At 58.3% G+C, this 19,725-nt stretch carries 20 protein-coding genes; 19 read left to right on the top strand and 1 reads right to left on the bottom strand.

What is annotated here, in order from left to right:
• The first annotated feature begins 2 nt into the window (after positions 1 to 2).
• From AB8A23_RS03840 to AB8A23_RS03800, 9 genes are all read left to right on the top strand, one after another.
• Positions 3 to 398, top strand: a complete 396-nt coding sequence (locus AB8A23_RS03840) for a flagellar export chaperone FliS (protein WP_120287833.1) — start codon at positions 3 to 5, stop codon at positions 396 to 398.
• Positions 399 to 591: 193 nt separating this feature from the next.
• Positions 592 to 858: a hypothetical protein gene (locus AB8A23_RS03835; RefSeq protein ID WP_184512774.1), complete on the top strand. Its 267-nt coding sequence runs from the start codon at positions 592 to 594 to the stop codon at positions 856 to 858.
• Between the two features lie 345 nt (positions 859 to 1,203).
• Positions 1,204 to 1,866, top strand: coding sequence for a flagellar hook assembly protein FlgD (locus AB8A23_RS03830; RefSeq protein ID WP_093757242.1), 663 nt, complete (start codon positions 1,204 to 1,206; stop codon positions 1,864 to 1,866).
• Positions 1,867 to 1,887: 21 nt separating this feature from the next.
• Entirely contained in the window at positions 1,888 to 3,156 is a 1,269-nt protein-coding gene (gene flgE, locus AB8A23_RS03825; RefSeq protein ID WP_231078493.1) for a flagellar hook protein FlgE, read from the top strand.
• Positions 3,153 to 3,437: a hypothetical protein gene (locus AB8A23_RS03820; protein ID WP_439060379.1), complete on the top strand. Its 285-nt coding sequence runs from the start codon at positions 3,153 to 3,155 to the stop codon at positions 3,435 to 3,437. The genes flgE and AB8A23_RS03820 overlap by 4 nt, the downstream gene beginning before the upstream one ends.
• Positions 3,438 to 3,441: 4 nt before the next feature.
• Positions 3,442 to 3,900, top strand: a complete 459-nt coding sequence (locus AB8A23_RS03815) for a flagellar protein FlgN (RefSeq protein WP_309941023.1) — start codon at positions 3,442 to 3,444, stop codon at positions 3,898 to 3,900.
• A gap of 27 nt (positions 3,901 to 3,927) precedes the next feature.
• Complete coding sequence (gene flgK, locus AB8A23_RS03810) at positions 3,928 to 5,697, top strand: flagellar hook-associated protein FlgK (protein ID WP_309941020.1); 1,770 nt, start codon at positions 3,928 to 3,930, stop codon at positions 5,695 to 5,697.
• A gap of 14 nt (positions 5,698 to 5,711) precedes the next feature.
• Positions 5,712 to 6,623: a flagellin gene (locus AB8A23_RS03805; RefSeq protein WP_309941017.1), complete on the top strand. Its 912-nt coding sequence runs from the start codon at positions 5,712 to 5,714 to the stop codon at positions 6,621 to 6,623.
• A 40-nt stretch (positions 6,624 to 6,663) separates the two neighbouring features.
• Positions 6,664 to 7,029 carry a helix-turn-helix domain-containing protein gene (locus tag AB8A23_RS03800; protein ID WP_309943824.1) on the top strand — a complete coding sequence of 122 codons (366 nt, stop codon included), beginning with the start codon at positions 6,664 to 6,666 and terminating at the stop codon, positions 7,027 to 7,029.
• Here the strand turns inward: AB8A23_RS03800 and AB8A23_RS03795 are convergent.
• Positions 7,017 to 7,700 (bottom strand): LuxR C-terminal-related transcriptional regulator, encoded by a 684-nt coding sequence (locus AB8A23_RS03795; protein ID WP_439060380.1) that lies wholly within the window; start codon positions 7,698 to 7,700, stop codon positions 7,017 to 7,019. The two genes, AB8A23_RS03800 and AB8A23_RS03795, sit on opposite strands and share 13 nt — an antisense overlap.
• A 527-nt stretch (positions 7,701 to 8,227) precedes the next feature.
• On the opposite strand from AB8A23_RS03795, the gene AB8A23_RS03790 reads away from it, so the two are divergent.
• The 10 genes from AB8A23_RS03790 to AB8A23_RS03745 all read left to right on the top strand — a co-directional run bounded on the left by AB8A23_RS03790 (position 8,228) and on the right by AB8A23_RS03745 (position 19,723).
• Positions 8,228 to 9,145 (top strand): LuxR C-terminal-related transcriptional regulator, encoded by a 918-nt coding sequence (locus tag AB8A23_RS03790; RefSeq protein ID WP_093758231.1) that lies wholly within the window; start codon positions 8,228 to 8,230, stop codon positions 9,143 to 9,145.
• A 558-nt stretch (positions 9,146 to 9,703) separates the two neighbouring features.
• Positions 9,704 to 10,426, top strand: a complete 723-nt coding sequence (locus AB8A23_RS03785; RefSeq protein WP_089266608.1) for a sugar phosphate nucleotidyltransferase — start codon at positions 9,704 to 9,706, stop codon at positions 10,424 to 10,426.
• Between the two features lie 76 nt (positions 10,427 to 10,502).
• Positions 10,503 to 11,639: a DegT/DnrJ/EryC1/StrS family aminotransferase gene (locus AB8A23_RS03780; RefSeq protein ID WP_439060381.1), complete on the top strand. Its 1,137-nt coding sequence runs from the start codon at positions 10,503 to 10,505 to the stop codon at positions 11,637 to 11,639.
• A gap of 50 nt (positions 11,640 to 11,689) precedes the next feature.
• Complete coding sequence (locus AB8A23_RS03775) at positions 11,690 to 12,346, top strand: sugar transferase (RefSeq protein WP_439061208.1); 657 nt, start codon at positions 11,690 to 11,692, stop codon at positions 12,344 to 12,346.
• Positions 12,347 to 12,351: 5 nt separating this feature from the next.
• Positions 12,352 to 13,359, top strand: coding sequence for an SDR family NAD(P)-dependent oxidoreductase (locus AB8A23_RS03770; RefSeq protein WP_175369514.1), 1,008 nt, complete (start codon positions 12,352 to 12,354; stop codon positions 13,357 to 13,359).
• The gene (locus AB8A23_RS03765; protein ID WP_439060584.1) at positions 13,359 to 14,648 is read left to right on the top strand and encodes a hypothetical protein; all 1,290 of its coding nucleotides are present in this window, start codon (positions 13,359 to 13,361) and stop codon (positions 14,646 to 14,648) included. Before AB8A23_RS03770 ends, AB8A23_RS03765 begins: the two co-directional genes overlap by 1 nt.
• On the top strand, positions 14,626 to 15,900 hold the full coding sequence (locus AB8A23_RS03760; protein ID WP_439060382.1) for a polysaccharide biosynthesis/export family protein: 1,275 nt from the start codon (positions 14,626 to 14,628) through the stop codon (positions 15,898 to 15,900). The genes AB8A23_RS03765 and AB8A23_RS03760 overlap by 23 nt, the downstream gene beginning before the upstream one ends.
• Positions 15,901 to 16,091: 191 nt before the next feature.
• The gene (locus tag AB8A23_RS03755) at positions 16,092 to 16,883 is read left to right on the top strand and encodes a helix-turn-helix transcriptional regulator (RefSeq protein ID WP_147421590.1); all 792 of its coding nucleotides are present in this window, start codon (positions 16,092 to 16,094) and stop codon (positions 16,881 to 16,883) included.
• Positions 16,884 to 17,252: 369 nt separating this feature from the next.
• Positions 17,253 to 18,473 carry a glycosyltransferase gene (locus AB8A23_RS03750; RefSeq protein ID WP_231078482.1) on the top strand — a complete coding sequence of 407 codons (1,221 nt, stop codon included), beginning with the start codon at positions 17,253 to 17,255 and terminating at the stop codon, positions 18,471 to 18,473.
• Complete coding sequence (locus tag AB8A23_RS03745) at positions 18,470 to 19,723, top strand: O-antigen ligase family protein (RefSeq protein WP_309940999.1); 1,254 nt, start codon at positions 18,470 to 18,472, stop codon at positions 19,721 to 19,723. Before AB8A23_RS03750 ends, AB8A23_RS03745 begins: the two co-directional genes overlap by 4 nt.
• Positions 19,724 to 19,725 lie beyond the last annotated feature (2 nt).

The following is a 19,725-nucleotide window of genomic DNA, read 5'->3' as shown; positions in this document are numbered from 1 at the left end:
TCATGCAGCATCAAGCGAATTTTCAGGCCGCCCAGGCCTATCGACAGGCGGCGGTCGCGGTGCCGCCGTTGCGGGCGGTGGTCATGATGATCGATGGAGCGATTACGGCATTGCAGAAATCGGTGACGGCGTCCGAGGAGAAGAAATTCGAGGAGAGCCACGATCTGATGATCCGGGCGACTGCCATCCTGCGCGGGCTGAGCCATAACCTGAATTTCGATCGCGGAGGCGAGGTCGCGGAGGGCCTGCACACCACCTATCATACGCTGATCATGGCCTGCCTGCGGTCGTTCGGGCAGCCGAACGCGGCGCAGTGCTATGGTCGGATCATTGCGAGCCTGACCGAGCTTCGTGACGCCTGGATTGTCGTCGCCCGGAGTGCCGCGAAGCCCGCCTGATCAGATCGACACCGGCGGGCACGGTGAATTCATTGCACCTGCAGAGTTTAGGATCGTTCGATGTCTTTTTGTGGTTGAAAAGTCGGGGCAGCATTGCCTCGCGGCCCGGTCTGCCTTAGGACGCTGGCGTGCCAGTCCGAGCGAGGGCTGACATGCAACGTACGATCAGGTGCGTGCCGGGCGAGTTTCCAGAATGGACATTCCCGAGTTTGAAGACCTGTTGGGTCGGCACGGTGAAGACGTGTCAACCTGGCCAGATAACCGACGGGACGCCGCGCTCGCATTGCTGCGGACGTCGGAACAGGCGCGTGCGGCGATGGCCGAGGCGCAATTGCTGCGCCGTGCCCTGCCATCGGGCGTCGTGCGCGCGCCGGATGGCCTGGTAGACCGGATCATGCAGAAGGCCCGGCAATCCGATGTGGTTCCTGTGAAGCCGGCAACCAAGCCCGACAACAAGTAGCTGAGGCTTCCGCTGCGGTCGCTCTAATCCCGCCAGTGCTGCGGACAATTCCGTGCGCGACTGCTTCCCGTTTCGGCCTTCTACAAACCTCCCTCGGCCGTCCCAGCGGGCAATTTTTGCCGCGCCTGAGCGCCAATAGCTCGCGCCAAAAAATTTCAGAAAACCCCCGCGGCACAGCGCTTTCTTGTAACGGGGCGTGATGGCTCGCGGGCCGGAGCAGCCTGCAAAGAATCTTTGCCTGAACGGCCGAGACCACCCGTTTCAATAAGGAACGGACTTCACGAGCACTCTTCTCACTGACGCAATTCCGCAGCGCTACGCGCGCGGATACCGCCGGAGCACGCCATGACTGTAGCTGCAACGACGTCAACCACGACCACGACTGCCTCGACGGCGTCGTCCTCGTCGGTGACCTCGGCCATTACGTCGCAGCAATTTCTGAACCTGCTGGTGACCGAGTTGCAGAACCAGAATCCGCTCGACCCGACCAATTCGACCGACTTCATCAATCAGCTCACATCCTACGCCAACTTCGATCAGCAGCAGACGTTGAACAGCAATATGGGCACGCTGGTGTCGTCGCTCAACAGCCTGCTCACGCTGAACTCGTCGAACTATATCGGCCAGACTGTTACCGCCAAAACCGACACCGGCACGCTGAAGGATGGCCAGATCTCGTTTGGCTATTCGCTCGAGTCCGCCGCCTCCGATGTCACGCTGAGCGTCAAGGATTCATCCGGCAACACGGTGTGGACCGGCAGTGGAACCACGACCTCGGGCACCAACAGCTTCACCTGGGACGGCACGGCGACGGACGGCACCCAGCTGACCGACGGGGGCCAGTACACGCTCAACGTCTCGGCCACCGATAGCACTGGTCAGTCTGTCTACGGCTACACGACCGTCACCGGAAAGGTGACCTCGATCGACAACTCGTCCGGCACCCCGATGCTCAATATCGGGAGCACGTCTGTGAGCACCAGCAACGTCATCGGCGTCACTTCCTGAGTTTACTTTGGAGTACTGATCATGAGTCTATCCGGCGCGCTGTCTTCAGCCATCTCCGCTCTTAACGCCCAGAGCTCGGCTCTGGCGATGATTTCCGACAATATCGCAAACTCATCGACGGTCGGCTACAAGACAAACTCGGCATCGTTCGAGTCGCTGGTGACGGGTTCGTCCAGCGCATCGGCCTATTCGTCCGGCGGCGTGACGACGCTCTCGAAGTCCAATATCACGACGCAGGGCCTGCTGACGACAACGTCGACCTCCACCAACATCGCGATCCAGGGTAACGGCTTCTTTCCGGTGACGACGTCGCTGACCGGCGGCTCGACGCTCTACACGCGCAACGGCGGGTTCACTACGGATTCTGACGGCTATCTCGTCAATAACGGCGCCTATCTTCTGGGTTGGCGCACCGATGCGGCCGGCAATGTTATTGGCAGCGCCAGCAGCGGAAATCTCACGGCAATCGACACGAGTGTGGCGCAGACCAGCGGTAGCGCGACAGCGACCACCACCTTCTCGGCCAATCTGCCGGCGGATGCCGCGGTCGGCGATACGTTCACTACGTCGATGTCGGTCTACGATTCGCTGGGAACATCGAGCTCGATCCAGGTGACCTGGGCTAAGACTGCGGATAATACTTGGAGCGCCAGCTTCGGCCAGCCGACGTTGTCGTCGGATTCGACGACGACAACCGCGGCAGCCCCGACCAGCACCGTGTCGGTTTCTTTCAATACCGACGGTTCGCTGGCCAGCACCAATCCCAGTCCGGCAACGCTGGCGATCACTGGCTGGACCACAGGGGCGGCGGACAGCAATATTACGCTCAACCTCGGCACCGTAGGCGGCACCGACGGGCTGACGCAATATGCCTCCGGCCTATCCACGCCTGCGGTCAATATTACCCGCATCGAGTCCGATGGTCTGGCGTTCGGAAAGCTAAGCAACATCTCGGTCGGCGACAGCGGCATCGTCAACGCCACATATTCGAACGGCCAGACCATCGCGATCTACAAGATCCCGGTGGCGACCTTTGCCGCTGCGGATCAGTTGGAGGCCCAGAGCAACGGGCTCTATTCGGCGACGGCAGAATCGGGAACGGCTGCGTTGCAGGAATCCGGCACCAACGGCGCTGGCACCATTTTTGGCAGTGAGCTGGAATCCAGCACCACCGATACCAACGAGCAGTTCAGCAGCATGATCTCCGCGCAGCAGGCCTATTCGGCCGCGTCGCAGGTGATCACCGCCGTCAACAAGATGTTCGATACCCTGATCTCGAGTATGAGATGACCGCGATGGTGGCCGAGGCAGACGATGACGCGCTAATGCGGCGACTTGACCGGTTGCTGGCCGCCGCGCAGCGGATCGATCGCGGCGATAGGCGCATGATCCTGGCGCTGCAAGGCGATCTCAGTACGCTGCGTACCACTTTGCAGCAGCGCCGTGACGCGTTGGCGCAGAAACTCAAAATCGCTGGCGCGCGCAGCAAAGCGGCGACGGCATATTCACGGATAGCCTCGCTCGGACGGCACGCCACGGCAGCCGCGCCCCATCCATCGATCACGGAGTAGCCACATGATGACCCGAAGCCCGCCGCTGCAGCCTGCGAGCGCCGATGACGGATCCCGCCTCGAGGATCTGGTTGAACTGATCGAACGCCTGATCGACGTCGTGACCGAAGAGAATATCGCTCTGGCAATGGGGCTGCCGGCCTCGCAGTCGCAGCACACGGCGATCAAGCTGGAGCTTTCGGAGCTGTTCGAGGCCTGGGTCAAGGAAGTCGGTCGCAAGAACATGTTGCTTGGCACTTCCGATCGCCAGCTGCAGGCGCGCGTCCTCACTCGGCTCGAACAGCTCAGCGTCGCGATGGACGAGAATGTTACCCGCCTGCGCGCCGCGATCGAGGCCAGCCAGCGCCGCATCGACGCCGTGATGGCCGCGATTCGGGAGCAGATATCCGACAGCGCGCCCTACGGCGCCAATGGTCGCATCAGTTCGCAGTCGGCATCCTACGCACGCAACGTGCGAATCTGAACCAAGCTGTAATATGAGGTCGCCACCGTGTCGCTGGAGATAGCCCGCAGCATCGCCGTCAGTAGCCTGATGGCCAGTCAGGTTCAGATCAGCGTCGCCTCGTCGAATATTTCGAATGCTGACACCACCGGCTACACGGTCAAGACCGCCAATCAGGTCGCGACCACCAGTGGCGGCGCCGGGACCGGCGTGTCGATCACCGGGATCACCAGTAGCGTCGACAAATTGCTGTTCAAGTCCCTGATCTCTGCAACCTCGGAACTCGGCGCAGCCAACACCAACAACGACTATCTCAACCGGCTCCAGGCGCTCTATGGCAGCACGACCGGGGCGGAGGACACTGGCACTTCGATCGCGAACACGCTGGCATCGCTGGAATCCGCCATATCGTCGCTCGCCGGAACAACCAGCAGTGCTTCGCTGCAAGCCAATGTGGTGAGTGCGCTTGACAACCTCGCATCGCAACTGCGCGAGACGTCGTCTGGAATTCAACAGTTGCGCGGGACCGCAGACGCCGCGATTTCCTCCGATGTCGATCAGGTCAATGCCAGCCTGCAGGCCATCGCCAGTCTGAACGCCCAGATCAAGCAGGCAGTAGCTGCGGGGCAATCGACGGGTGACCTCGAGGATCAGCGTAATGTCGCGCTGCAGACCGTCGCGTCGAAGATGAATGTCAGCTATTTCATCTCATCGACGGGGGATATGCAGGTTTATACGGCGTCAGGCCAGACGCTCGTGGACAGCAGCGCGCATCTGCTCAGCTTCACAGCCGCATCATCCGTTACGGTCAATGCCAGCTATACAACCGGTTCGTCCAGCGGGCTCAGTGGCATTTCGGTCAACGGCGTCGATGTCACTGCGCAGATCACATCTGGCGAAATCGGCTCGTTGCTCAGCCTGCGCGATAGCGTCTTGCCCGCAGCGCAGTCGCAGCTCGACCAGCTTGCCAATACGCTGGCGGACACCCTGAATGCCGCAAGCAATCAGGGCACGTCGTTGCCGCCGCCAACGACGCTGACCGGCACCACGACGGTCACGGCGGCGACTGCGCTGGATGCGACCGGCACGGTCCGCATTGCCGTTGCCGACCAGTCGGGAAGTCTGGTGTCCTATGCCGATCTCGACCTGTCGACTTATGCGACGGTGGGCGACCTGGTCTCGGCCATCAACGGCATTTTCGGCCTCAGCGCATCGATCAATGCCAGCGGGAAGGTGGTGATCGCCAGTTCCAGCAGCAGCAACGGGGTCGCCATCAATGAGATGACGAGCGCCGTCGGCAGCAGCGGAATCGGCCTGTCCGACTATCTCGGCCTCAATGACCTCGTGACCGGAACCGGGGCATCCAACATCGCCGTGCGCAGTGACATCCTGGCCAATTCAGGTTTGTTCGCCGTCTCGATCCTCGATGCATCGGCAACGCTGACGACGGGCACCAAGGTACTCACCGCCGGCGCGACCGACGTGGTCGATGCGATCTACGCGGCACTCACGGATTCCCGTACCTTTGGCGCGTCAGGTGGGCTCGGGTCATCGACCGGTTCGTTTGCGGACTACGCGGCCACGGTCATCGCCAATGTCGCGTCGAAGGCAACGCTCGCGGCCACGACCTATACATCAAAGTCGACGGCACAATCGTCATTTGCCAATGCGCTGGCGTCGCAGTCGGGCGTCAATCTCGACGAAGAAACCGCAAAGATCAGCACATTGCAGAATCAGTATACGGCCGCGTCGCAGCTCATGCAGGTCATCAACGAGATGTTCTCATCGCTGCTGACCGCCGTGCAGAGCGCGAGCTGACGGGAGCCGACTTGATGCAGATGCGCGTTGCCACCTTTGCGATCAACGACCAGATGATCGCGTCTGCTTTGCGCACGCAAAGCACCATGGCCAATCAGCAGATCCAGGAGGCTTCGGGGCTGATCTCGTCGGATTTTGGCGGGTTGGGGTCATCGGCGCAGCAGGTGCTCAATCTTCAGGTCTCAGTCACCCGGGCGCAGTCCTATATCGATGCCGCCACACAGACCAACAGCAAGATCCAGGTGATGTACTCGGCCGTCAATTCGGTGTCCGATCTGGTGACACAGTTCCGCACTCTGCTGACGGGTGCATCGAGCGCTTCGAGCACGGATGCGGCCAGCGTCACGGAGAGCGCCAAGAACATGCTGGAGCAGATGGCGTCACTACTCAACACGCAATATAATGGCGGCTATCTGTTCGGCGGTTCTGCCACCAAAACCGCGCCGGTGGATATATCGAGTGCGACCTATGCCGCGGCATCGTCGCCGTCCACCGCAGACACGAGCTATTATCAGGGCGACAGTCAGCTCGGCGCTGTACGCGTCTCGGACAACCAGACGGTCTCTTACGGCGTCACGGCGGACAATACCGCTTTCGAGCAGATCATGCGGGCCATGAATCTGGTAGCGAGCAATTCGCCGCTTTCGACCGACACGCTCAATGAGGCGCTCGATCTGGCGGTCGATTCCATCGACAAGCTTGGTGTGGTGCAGACGCGGATATCCAACGCATCGGCCTCAATCGAGCGGGCCAGTGCCTACCAGACCGAGTATCAATCCTATGCCCAGACGCTCGGCAGCGATCTCACCAGTGTCGACGTTGCAGCGGTCACCGCCAAACTGTCGACCTATCAGGCCCAGCTTACGGCATCCTATGCCGCGATTGCCAAGGTTCAGAGCCTGAACCTGGCGAGCTATCTGCGCTGATTTAGACACGAGCGCGACCCTAAATGCGTCTTTCTAAGTTATCCTGTCCCAGCGCGTCGAGTTGGCCCGAAATCTTCTGATGAAGACCGATATGCCGTTGGCCGATGTTGCACAGGCTTGTGGCTTTGCCGATCAAAGCCACTTCACCCGCATCTTTTCCGCTGCGACCGGATTGCCGCGGGGGCATGGCGCCGCGCGACCAGCAATGCAGGTTCCTCAGCGATTTGCTGAAGAAGGCCCACCGATGTCGGGCAGGGTGGTGAAGCCGCGCATCAGGGTCCTTTCGGCCTCCGCGATGGCGGCGAGGTGGATGTCGCCGACGAGGCTTGTGCGCCAATCAGTGCCTGTATCAGCGGGAAGTGGTGCACGGGTCGGCAGTGCGACTGCAGACGCTCAATCACAATGAACCGACAGAGCCCGATCCTCAAGAAAGCCCCCACGTTCGTTGTGCGATATGGCAAGCGCCGCAAGCACTGTCCGGTTGTTGATTTCAAGCTTCTGATAGATGTGATGGAGATGTTGCTTGATGGTGCCATCAGCAATATTCAGCCGGCGCCCAATTTCCTTGTTCGACAACCCTTCAGATACCAGGCGCATGATCTGACGCTCGCGCTCTGTCAGCACCGCCAGAACACTCTCCGTGATCGCGATACTCTTCTGTTCGGAAGGTATAACGTGATTGACCGCGGGAAGCGGCAATAGCCTTTGGCCAGCCGCGATCTCCCGCAAGGACTGCACCAGGGGTTCGAGCGGCATGTCCTTCAGGATGACACCGTAGGCGCCAGCGGCGGCCGATAAAGCCAGTTGGCGATCTTCAACGACAGCGGTGAAAAAGACGACCCGCGTTGAAAGCCCCTCGGAGTTGGCGATGGCAACGATTTCCAGCCCGGTCAGGCCTGGCATTTCGATGTCTATAATGGCGATGTCCGGCGTTAAATTTCGAATCGCTTCGATACAGCTCGGGCCAGTGCTGCAGCACGCGACAACCTTGAAGCCGCTTTGCGCTTCAAGCACGCTCGTCAAACCTTGCAGAACCACAGGATGGCGGTCTGCGATCACGACACTGGTGCAACGCATGGGCGGTCCTCAGCCTAGCCCCCCAAAACTTAAACTCCACGCGACCCCGGATATTCCCTTCTTAGCCTAATTTTCGAGAGGCTCAAATTCGTTACGCTACATCGCAACGCAACAAAGAAAACACGTAACAACCTTGGGTGGACGTATCTGAAATGGTCACTCAAGGATAGATGTCCCGTATGACGAAGCACGCACTCCCTCTGCGAAGTCTGCGGTGATTCCCCCGTTTACTATTATGAACGACATCCCTCAGTACCGGCCCATCGCCTATAACTAAAGGTATATAGGGAGATCGAGAATTCGCATCTAACATTCATAAAATCGTCGCAAACGAGAAGGGAGGCGTCTTCAATTCGACGACGAAATGCTTCTAAAAAGACAGAGTTTCTTGCCGACTGAAAATATTCCAATGCCAAAATTTCTACCGAAGAAGCGGGGCTTAACCGCCGACAGATCACCAAGAATGAGCTGAATTTCAATCGCTCAGTTTTTTTTTAAATCAGTTGCGTATGGTTGGGAGGATCGCGATGCGGAGGCAACAATCTTTTTTTACAATTCTCGTTGGGAAAAATACTTTACTCAGAGAAGGTCTTGCCAGGATTTTACGCTCAGCAAATTTTCGTATCCTAGCCTCAGTATCAAGCGTGGATGATTTGCTCCCGGGTCAACCGCAAGCACACCAGCCCCTGCTTCTTATTGCCCACACCGGCGATGATTTTGACGCCGCGATTGAACAAATCGAACTTTTCAGGGACTACCATCCGGGCGGGCGCATTGCGATCGTGGCCGATCATTATCGAATGGACGAACTGGCTTCTGCGTTTCGGGCAGGTGCCAACGGCTACTTTGTCAACGTTATGACCTGCGATGTATTCATAAAGTCCATCGAACTGATAATGATGGGTGAAACGATCTTTCCTCCGGCATTTCTATCATCTGTTCTTGCTCCCGAAGGCAGTCACCCAGGCGAGACGGGGTCGCGCGACCAAAACAAGACGCAGGCGATTCTTATCGCTACAGAAGATATGACCACGCCGCAGCTTTCTCCGCGGGAAAAATCAATTTTGCACTGCCTGATTGAAGGCGCCTCCAACAAAAGCATCGCGCGGACGATCCATATCGCCGAAGCAACTGTAAAAGTCCACGTCAAGGCGATCCTTCGCAAGCTCCGTGTCCAGAATCGGACACAGGCAGCGATTTGGGGGATGAACAACGGATCACTGGCAGAACCGGCAAACAGCAACTCTCCGCCTTTAGCTGGCGATTCGAACGGTCGGCTTTCAAATCCCGTTGCGATGATCTCCGAGATCAAGAAAAACGAGACGCCAGTGCCACTGGGTGTGATCAACCACGAGCCAAATCATATTGAGGTCTCGCGCATCGACGGTCTGATCCGTAAGGGCATCAACGGAAAGATCTGCGGCGCGGCACGAATCGGCAAATAGTCAGCGATTGTTGGCGTAGGCGAGTAAGTCGCGCCGACCGTTGGTTGTCGGAGCGTGGCGCTCGCGCCGGTGAACGATCGAACATGGATACGTGAGGCGTTGACGATCGCGCGTGTTCTTGCGACGCGATTCAATAAATTATTCCACCGATCTTGGGCAACGGTTAGTGCGATGTCGCTGGCGCGCGTGAGGGATGCCGGGCGTCAGTTTCTAACAGGCTTTCTGAAAAGCCGGCTCGTTGCGCTGTTGTCGTCATTTCAAGCGTAGCGATGTCAATCGGGCCTCGCGATATCGCGCGCCAGCGATGCAGCCGAAGTCCGGTTCGGTCTGTCTCGTCCCATCATGCACCACTGCGAGCTGCGGCTTTGCTGCTGCAATACAGTGCTCGCGTGCAATCCAACTATCATTCCGACATCTCATGCAAACGCACGAAGACGCGCGGATAGTCAGCGTCTAGTTTTCTCGTCAATGGCATTCCGGTTTGGCCATCAGCACCAGGTCGGGCTGTCGCGTTGATATGATGAACGATTGCGCGCTTCAGTAACACAGGAGGATAATATGAAGGCTGTCATTCAATGCGGCGGAAAGGGAATGCGCTTGCGTCCGCATACATCCATCTTGCCGAAACCGCTTATGCCGATCGGATCGCGGCCCGTCCTCGAGCTCCTGCTCAAATGGCTCAGGCGAAATGGCATCAGAGAAGTCTTCATCACGACTGGATATCTGGGCCACCTTATTCGCAGTGTTTGCGGCGACGGCAATCAGTGGAACATGCAGATCGTTTACACGCAGGAAGTGGAACCGCTTGGAACGATGGGCCCGCTGTCGCTTTTGCGAGAACAACTCGACACGCCGTTTCTGGTCCTCAACGGCGACGTGCTCACGGACCTGAATCTCAGTCAGTTCGTGAGCTGTCATCGCCGACACCAAGGTCCCCTCACCATCGCCACCGCCACACGTCCTACCAAGATGGACTTTGGCGTGATCGACGAGACGGGCGGTTGCGTCACCGGATTCCGCGAGAAGCCCGAACTGTCGCATCTGGTGAGTATGGGCATCTACTGCATGGATCCCTCGGTGCTGGACCGCATTCCGTCAGGTGTTCCATTCGGCTTCGACGATCTGATGGCCCAGATGCTGGAAGAGGAAATACCCGTGAACGTATTCAAGCACAACGGCATGTGGCTCGACATCGGGCGGGTGGACGACTTCCTCAAGGCTCAGGATATTGCATGGGACGAGCAGTCGCCCCCGGCATTCGTGGCAACCGTCGCGGCCTGACGAAGACGCTGCATGTCACGGCTGCTGCTCGTGCAATCTCAAACGTATCGTCGAATCCGGGATTGGAGATGAACACATGTTATTGGTATCAGAGCCAGTCCTGGGTCCGGACGAGCAAACAGCCCTAGCCTCTGTCATCGAGAGCGGCTGGGTTACGATGGGAGACCGGGTCCGGGAATTCGAACAAGCGTTTGCTCATCTTCATGAGGCCGAGGATTCAATCGCCGTCGGCTCGTGCACGGCAGCCCTCCACCTTATCCTGCACGCGCTCGGCATTGGGCCGGGCGACGAAGTTCTCGTTCCATCGCTGACCTTCGTCGCCACGGTCAATAGCGTTCTCTATGTGGGAGCGCGCCCCGTCTTCGTCGATATCGACTCGGCCGAGATTCCGTTGATGTCGCTGGATGATGCTGAAGCCAAATGCACATCGAGAACAAAAGCGATTATTCTCGTCCATTTTGCCGGTTACCTCGCGCATCGCGACACTTGGCAGGCTTTCGCTCGTCGCAAGGGCCTGCTCCTGATCGAGGATGCAGCTCACGCGCCCGGACTGCCCGCAGTGGGGACCTATGGCGAGGCGGCAGCATTCAGCTTTTACGGCAACAAGAACATGACGACCGCCGAGGGCGGCGCCATTATCGCCCGCAGCCGCGCTTTGAGGGAAACCATCAAGCGAGCACGGTCTCATGGCATGACAAGCAGCACGCGACAGCGCCTCACCAGTCGTCGTCCCGATTACGATGTTACGATCCTCGGATTCAACTATCGTATGGACGATTTGCGCGCTGCCGTTGGCCTTGCCCAACTCAAGAAACTTCCGGAATGGAATGACACCAGGCGACGCCTGTCACTGTGCTATCGTCAGTTGATGGCGGAGCATTGCCCAGCGGTGATGATACCCTTCGCGAATCCTTGGCCATCGGCGCACCATCTGATGCCGGTCGTCCTGCCGACGGCAACCGATCGGCAGCCTGTGATCGATCGGCTACGCAAGCGCGGCATACAGACTACGATTCACTATCCCGCCGTCCACCACCTGACATTCTACAGAGAACTCTATCCCGATACATTCTTGCCGCGCACCGAGGAGTTTGCCCAACGGGAGCTCACGCTGCCGCTGCACCCCCGGATGAACCCGGCCGACGTGGAACAGGTAGTGAATTCTCTTGCCGCCGCACTTGGCACGGAGTTTCCATTAGGGGCAATCGCGTAGCCATGCGCGGGGCAGCGAACCAGCTCCTGGCGTCAACTCCTGTTACGCAGGTGGGCTTGCGGCGCGCCCTTGATATTCTGTTTGCCGGTGCTGCGACAGCCACTCTCGCTCCTCTCTTCCTGATCGTAGCACTTGCTATCTGGATCGAAGGCGGAAGGCCGATTCTGTTCTCGCAACTTCGTCTCGGGCAAAATGGACGACCATTCCGCATGTACAAATTTCGCAAGTTCAGGCCGGATTGCGACCGGCATGGATGTCCGCTCACAATGGAGGGAGACGGCCGCCTGACTAGGATTGGCCGCATCCTCGCCGCGAGCAAGCTGGACGAGTTACCGCAACTCTGGAACGTTTTGCGCGGCGACATGGCGCTCGTGGGACCGCGGCCTGAATCGCTCGCATTCTTCGACTGCTTTCACGGTGGCTTCGAGAAGCTTCTCGACCACAAGCCCGGTCTTGTTGGTCCGTGCCAGGTCATGTTTCGACATGAAAGCAAGCTCTATCCCGCTGACGTTGCGGCTGTGGATTTCTATCGACAAGTTCTGTTCCCGACCAAGGCGAAAATCGATCTCGCTTATTTCCCGCGCCGAACACTGGCTTCTGATCTCGGCTGGATTGTTCGTGCGGCCTGGGCAATCGCGGTGGGATCGTGGACCGAATACACGCGGAAGAATCAATCGAGAGAATCTAAACAACAAACCGGACATTGACGGCCATGAATTACCTTGGTGCCAGAATTCTCGTCACGGGAGCCGACGGTTTCATTGGCTCGCACCTGACCGAAGCGCTTGTTTCGGCAGGGGCCAACGTTACCGCTCTTGCCCAGTACAATTCCTTCGATAGCCATGGTTGGCTGGACGACCTTCCGGATTCGACCCGAAAGAAAGTCAACCTGGTTCGCGGCGACATCCGCGATGCGGCTTTCGTCGGTCGTCTCGTACCCGGCCACGAAATCGTCTTTCATCTCGCGGCACTGATCGCGATCCCCTATTCCTACGTCGCTGCGCAATCCTATGTCGAAACAAACGTGCTCGGCACCTTGAATGTGCTTGAGGCCGCGCGGCAGTGCGGCACCGAGCGGGTCATTCACACGTCGACCAGCGAGGTCTACGGCACAGCCATAACAATGCCGATCGATGAAACTCATCCGCTGCAGGGACAATCGCCGTATTCCGCTTCCAAAATAGCCGCGGACATGATGGCAGGGGCTTTTGCGAAGTCGTTCGGCGTGCCAGTCGTCATCCTCAGGCCATTCAATACGTTTGGGCCACGACAGAGCGAAAGGGCGATCATCGCTGCCATCATACGGCAAGCGTTAGATCCTTCCTGCCCCGCGATCATGATCGGAGATGCAACAACCGTGCGCGACCTTACATTCGTTGCAGATACGGCAGCCGCATTCATGGCTGCCGGACTGGCCGAGGGCATCGAATACGGCCAGCCATATAACGCAGGTAGTCAGCGGGCGATCATGATCCGCGACCTGATTGATGTCATCGTCGACCTTACTTCCAGCGACAAGCCTGTGCTTCAAGATGAGAAGCGTCTGCGACCGACAAATTCGGAAGTGCGAGCGTTGCTCGCTGATTGCACCCGCTTCGTCCATGCAACGGGATGGTCACCGCAGGTCACGCTGCGGGAAGGGTTGGAGCGGACAGTTGACTGGTGGCGTCATCGCCTTTCGGGAAAGCAAGTCCGGCGGCAAAAGGATTTCATCACATGATGGCCCGGCTAAGTTATGCCCGAGCTCTCCTGTGCTGTGGCGCCCTTGTCTTGCTCGCTTCCTCAAGACCCGCCTCAACGGAATCGCTCGCAAACGCCCAATTCCTCCCGGCGCCCGCCATGGATTTGCCTGGCTATCTCGCGCCAGTCGTCGATGCGTCTCTCGGTACGACCTTGGTTCGTGTGACCACGCCTGAAAGTCCGATGGGAAACGGCATGGTTTGCAAGCGTTCCTATTGCACCCATCGCTATTCGAGCGCGCAGGCGTGGAACGCCGACCAGAGCCTGCTTTTGATTGTCAACGGATGCAATGGCCTGTGCTTTCTTGATGGGCACACCTATGCTCCACTGTTCCGGCGACAGCGCGGGGGTGAATGCGAATGGCATCCGCAAGATCCAGAGCTCATGATTTGTGTCGCCGGGCGTCGCATTTCGCGATGGGCGCCGCGAAGCAACGCCGAAGATGTAATTCTTGAGACGGAAGTATATCGGGAGCTTCAATTCGGCCCGTACAAGGGCAATCCCTCATGGGACGGCAACCGTATCGTGGTGCGCGCCATCGGCCAGCAGGGCACGCTTGTCGCATTTGCGATGGATCTTTCGGATCGCCGGAAATTTCCTGATATTGAGCTGGCGCGAATTCCCGGCAAAAACAGCTATTGCGGAATCTCGCCGCTGGGCAAGTACATATTCTGCCAGCAGTCTCTCATTGACTTCACAGATCAAGCATTTGTCTTCAGCATTGAGGGTGATCTCCTGCAGAGCTGGACAGAGCATCACCGGCCCGGCCACGGCGACATGACCGTCGATGCCGTCGGTGATGAAGTTTATGTCGGCATCAGTAAGTCGGCGCCCGACAAGTATCAGGTCATCAAACGGAGACTCCAAGACGGACAGGTCACGGCGCTCGCTCCCTATGGAGAAGCTCAGCATGCATCGATGCGAGCGATACGCCGTCCCGGCTGGGTCTTCATGAGTTATGCCGGCGCCGCGCTCGCTCCCGCCGGCGGCAAGAAAGTGGCACCGTTCGCTCAGGAAGTTATCGCACTTAAAATCGATGGCAGTGGCGAATTTCGACGTATCGCGCATACGCGCAATGCTCCGTATGACTATTGGAGCGAAACGCATGGCTCACCTTCTCCTGATGGATCGCAAGTCATCTGGTCGAGCAACTGGGGGCAACGAGGCGGGCCGGTATTTGATTTTGTTTCCCGCATCGACTGGGCTGATCGAGACAGCGGAAACGACTTAGCGCAAGGAGATCGTCATGAAGGGCAACAGGCGCAGTAAGACTTTCGGCTATGTCTCCATCGGCTTCTGGGCAGGAATCGTTGTCTTGGCGGGCAGCGACGCTTGCCTCGGAGCTCAATACAGCCTCGCGCCGGGCGATACTGTCGAGGTGTCGGTCGGTGGAGCGCCTGAACAGCGCAATAGAGCTCAGATCCAGATTGACGGCACCATTGCTCTTCCCGGGGTCGGTACGGTGCCGGTTGCAGGTCTGACCCCGTCGGAACTTCAGACTCGCATGGAGACGCTGCTGCAGTCCAGGATTCTGCGTCAGCGCTCACCGGATGGGCGAGAGCAGGCGCTCGTCATCAAGCCTGGGGACGTGATCACGAGCGTCGTGGAATATCGACCGATCTACGTCACAGGCGACGTTCTCACGCCCGGACAGCTGGTGTATCGCGCGTCCATGACTGTACGCCAAGCCGTTGCAGTCGCCGGTGGCTTTAGCCTGTTGCGTTCTCGCGGTCAGGTCGGTGCTATCGATCCGGCGGATCTGTTGCGCGATTACCAATCTTTGTCGACCGAGTACATCAAAGAGTATATCCACGTGATCCGCACCAATGCGGAACTCCAGGGCAATGACAGCTTCGATCAGAAGATACCCAGCGAAGTATCTTTGCCGGTCTCCGTCATCGAGTCGATCATGCAATCCGAGGCGGCGTCGCTAAAGACCGCGCAAATCGACTATCGTAAGGAACGAAGCTTTCTGGAGGATGCAGTCAAACAATCGGAGGCTCAGCTCGTAACTCTCAGGAAGCAGCAAGACGGCGAGGAAAAAGGTGTTCAGGCCGATGAAGATGAGCTGGATCGGGTAGCCAAGTTGTTTGGCGCAGGATCATTGCCAAGCCCCCGTGTTACGGAAAGCCGACGCGCTCTTCTGTTGTCGTCGACAAGGCGCCTTCAGACGATGGTCGAAGTCATGCGGCTGCAACGGCAGCGCGACGACTTCGTGCGCCAGATCGAGCGGGTCGCCAATCAGCGAACCATCAATCTGTTGCGCGAGTTGAAGGATTCGACCGTTCGCATGGCGGACTTACGGGTTAAATTGCAGGCGTTGAGTCAAAAATTGCAGCCTGTCGGCGGTACGGGAGCACTACCTGTCGGAACCAGCGATCTCCGAGCAGAGGTAACGATCGCACGAAAGGTCGGCCAGCAGTGGAACAGGATCGTCGCATCAGTTGATTTCGATGTAGAGCCGGGAGATGTGGTCGAAGTTGCGCTGCGCCCTTCGGGAGTAGCCAGCGCATCTAACTGAGCCATTGGCACAAGCGGGGGTACCCACAAAGGATACCGCGCTTACGACCTCTGGCCGGACGCCTGCACAAAACTGCGCGCTGAGGCGCGCATCGCTTTTCCAACCGACATTTCCTCCATGTCATTCAGACCGCTAGGGGCCCCACGAATAGTAGACTGCCTCAGCCAAATGTGCAGTCGGATTACCCCAACTTGAACATTTACATGGCTCATCGAAATTGGAATGCTTTCCCTCCGATCAATCCTTGTCATTCGATTGAAGTAGTAGGCGAAGGGAATGACGACATGTTGAATTTGAACCAGAGTGCCACATTGCCCGGCGCAATTGCATCGCTTCATCCCTGCAGGGAATCCATCTTCAACATTTCGAATCGTGCTCCCGCTATCCGGCCAGACGCTGACCCAGGCAAGAAGCCCGACCTTGGCGAGCAACGTGACGTCCTACACGCGGTTTTGGCGCGTATTGGCTGCGGGCAAGTTCTGCTCAAGCGTGGCTGTGTGCTTGACGTGAGTGCAATCGGACGTGCGATATTGGAACGCGAATGCAACCTCACCACCAGCCCTGAAACGCTCTACAGCGCCGTCAAGCAGCTGGTGAACCGCGCGGGAGCCCAAATTCCCGTTGGCTCGACATCATGGCTCGCGACTTCCTTCAAGGAGGGCGTCACCAGCCTTGTAAGCCAGATGGTCAATGTTTGGACGGATGAAACCAGCACCATCATTCTGCTCGATCTCGACGCTCATCCGGAGCCGACGCCCCAAGCGCTCCGGTGTTTGTTCGGCTTCACAGCCGCGGAAACCCAGCTTGCAGTCGAATTGGCGCGCGGCCATAATTTGCTTGATATTGCTCGCGCCCGACGGCTGAGCCGGACGACGATCCGCTCACATCTGGCCTCCCTGTTCGTCAAGACACAGACACGGCGGCAGGCGGAGCTGGTTGCATTACTCGGGCGTGTCGCCGTCCTGCCTTCTCCCGGTAATTGAGTCTGACGATAGGCACCCAGGCGAGCCTCCTTGTTCATCCGGGCACAAACACAGCGGCAAGTGAAACGGGTCGCCGACAGGCCTGCTTTGCTCCGACGTTTGAACTGATTCTGGATCTGACGACACGACGCTTCAGCTTGCGTGCATGATGCCAAACGCGCTTCGGAGTAATCCTCTTGGTGTCGATGTCTCAATTCTTCAGGATCGCCGAATACTTCCGACGCGGCCGTCATTCGAACGAATGAAGACACTTTGTGATCGCCTCGTAAGCTCACATCGTCCGCTCATACGCGAGGACATCGAAATTCATCTGTAGCCGATTCTCCGGATCGACTGGGCTGCATTCCGATTGCGACCGAAAGGATTAGCATGACGTTGCATGTGCTTTGTGTGGGAGGCGAGGATCATGCCCTACGGATCCCATTTCTGGCAGCTTTGCGCAGTCGTGGCTTTCGGGTGAGCGCTGCCGGTACTGGCGCCGCACTCCCGTTCTCAAATAGCGGCATCGAGTATCATCGCTATGACTTCAATAGATTCGGTGCACGGGTTGCTGACCGCCTAGCTGTCGGCCAGCTCTCACAGCTTGTGCGTGGCATTCGACCGGACGTTGTTCAAACGTTCGATACCAAACCAAATCTGCTTGCTCCTCTTGCGGTGAGAGGCGCAATCCCCATTGTGCGCACCATCAACGGAATGGGTTGGGTATTCTCCTCGGCACAGCTGAAAGCTCTTGCATTCAGGCCAGCTTACCTAGCGCTGCAGCGGTTGGCCGCCTGCTGGACCTCGGCAACGGTATTTCAAAACAAGGAGGATGGCGACTTTTTCCGCCGCTATCGTCTGCTTGGCAGCAGCCCCGCTGTACTGATCGGAAGTTCGGGAATCGATGTCGATGCTTTCGACACAGCGCGGGCTCAGGCGCCGTCCACCGCACAACTTCGTACAGAACTCGGACTCGGTGACGACGAAGTCGTCATGACTGTGAGCCGACTGACCGTACAAAAGGGCATACCCACGCTTCTGGATGCGGCGGCGATTGTCCGCGAAGCGCGGCCCCGCGTTCGTTTCTTGCTTGTCGGTCCAAGGGAGAGCGAAGGTCCTTTTGCCGTGGATCAGGCTTTGATTGATCGATACGCACCACACGTAATCGCTCTCGGTGCGCGATCCGACGTTCCTGCGCTTCTCGGAATCGCGAATGTCTTTGCCTTCCCGACGGAGTATCGGGAAGGAATCCCCCGTGTTCTGCTGGAAGCAGGATTGGCGGGTGTGCCTATTGTCGCCACGCGTATGCCAGGCTGCGGCGATGTTGTGGTGGAGAACTGCAATGGCCATTTGGTGCCGCCCCGGGACCCGCGTGCGCTCGCCGCAGCCATTCTCGATCTTCTCCAGGATCCTGCCCGCGCAAAGAGCATGGGACAGCGCTCGATCGCGCTCGTGCGCCGTGAGTTCGACCTGAACGTCGTGGCTGACCGCTACGCCGATCTTTACAGGAAGCTGATTTTCACCGGGAGGCGAAGCGAAGATCCGGCTGCTTTGTCTCGCGACGCCCATGAAGATCGAAGGGTTAGCCAGCACAGCGGGAAATCATCATGATCGCCAATGCGCTTCTTTCTTTTGGCATCGTGCTTACGACAGCTTCACAGCTGCGCCTTCCCGGAATTCCGCTGGGTGTTGGCGAGGTCTGTCTTGTCCTGTGGCTAGCCTTCGTCTCATTGCGAGTCGTCGTTACCGGCCAGATTTACAACGCGACAGCTTTGCTCCGAATCGGTGCGTTTTGGGCCTGTCTCGCACTCGCCCTGAGCATAGGGACATGTGTGGCCTATCTGAGCGAGGAGCTGGACCTTCCTACGATGTTGCACGACACCTTCGCGTATCTGTTGGTGGCAGCTTTGACCTGCCTCATCGTCGCAACGATGGAAGCCAACGCTGCCCTACGTCAAACCCAATGGTTCCTGCTCGCTTTCTGGAACATCGCACTGGTCCTTCAGATCGCTGCGGGCTGGTCCATCATCAGCCTGCCGTCGGTCGATCCATGGTATTGGGATCGATTTCGAGGCTGGGCGGAGAATCCCAATCAGATCGCTCTCTATTGCGCCGTTTTGACGCCGCTGTCTCTCAGCCTTGCCCTGTCGGCCAAAGGGTTTGGCCGCATAGCGGGATCATTCAGTTGCCTGCTAACCTTCGCCGTCGGGCGCCTGACCAAAAGCGATACATTTCTTGTTGCGATGGTGATTGCCACCGCGATCTTTTCTTTGCTGCGTTTGCGCAGTTGGCTGACCTCGCCACAGCACAGACTAAATTTCCGGTCGGTGGTCGCGGTTCTGGTCATCGCCGCCGCCGTCCCTCTGGCGCTCGCATTAGCACCGTATGCCGTTGCGACCGCCGATGAGTTTGAAGGTCTGGCAATCAGTCTGGCCAAGGACCGTGGCGGCGAGGCAACGAAGCGCACCGCGTCCCTGCGACTGCAACTCTGGGAAGATGCACTCCATCGAGGGCTGGAAACCGGATCGCTCGGGCTGGGGCCAGGCCCGCATCTAGAGAAGCCGAACGTCGCCAATAACAAGGCGCTTCCAACTCCTTTCGAAGCCCATAGCACACTGCTGGATATATTTACGCAAGGTGGCCTGCTCGCTGTGATTGCCGTTTGCGGCCTCTTCGCAGGCACGTTCATGCTTATGTTCCGCGCGAAGCTCGATGCCCTGGCAGCATTGTTCGCTGCGCTGGCCATTTTCAGCATCAGCCATTTCATCTTGCGTCATCCCATCGTGTGGTTCGCGTTTGCTCTCAGCCTGATCCTCGGATCGGCGCGCCCGCCGTCGCCGCACACGCATATCGGAAGCTAGAT

Source organism: Tardiphaga sp. 619_E2_N8_4, from assembly GCF_051810905.1.
Classification (GTDB): Bacteria; Pseudomonadota; Alphaproteobacteria; order Rhizobiales; family Xanthobacteraceae; genus Tardiphaga; species Tardiphaga robiniae.
Note: the sequence above shows the minus strand (reverse complement) of the source record. Positions and strands in the feature narration are given on the sequence as shown.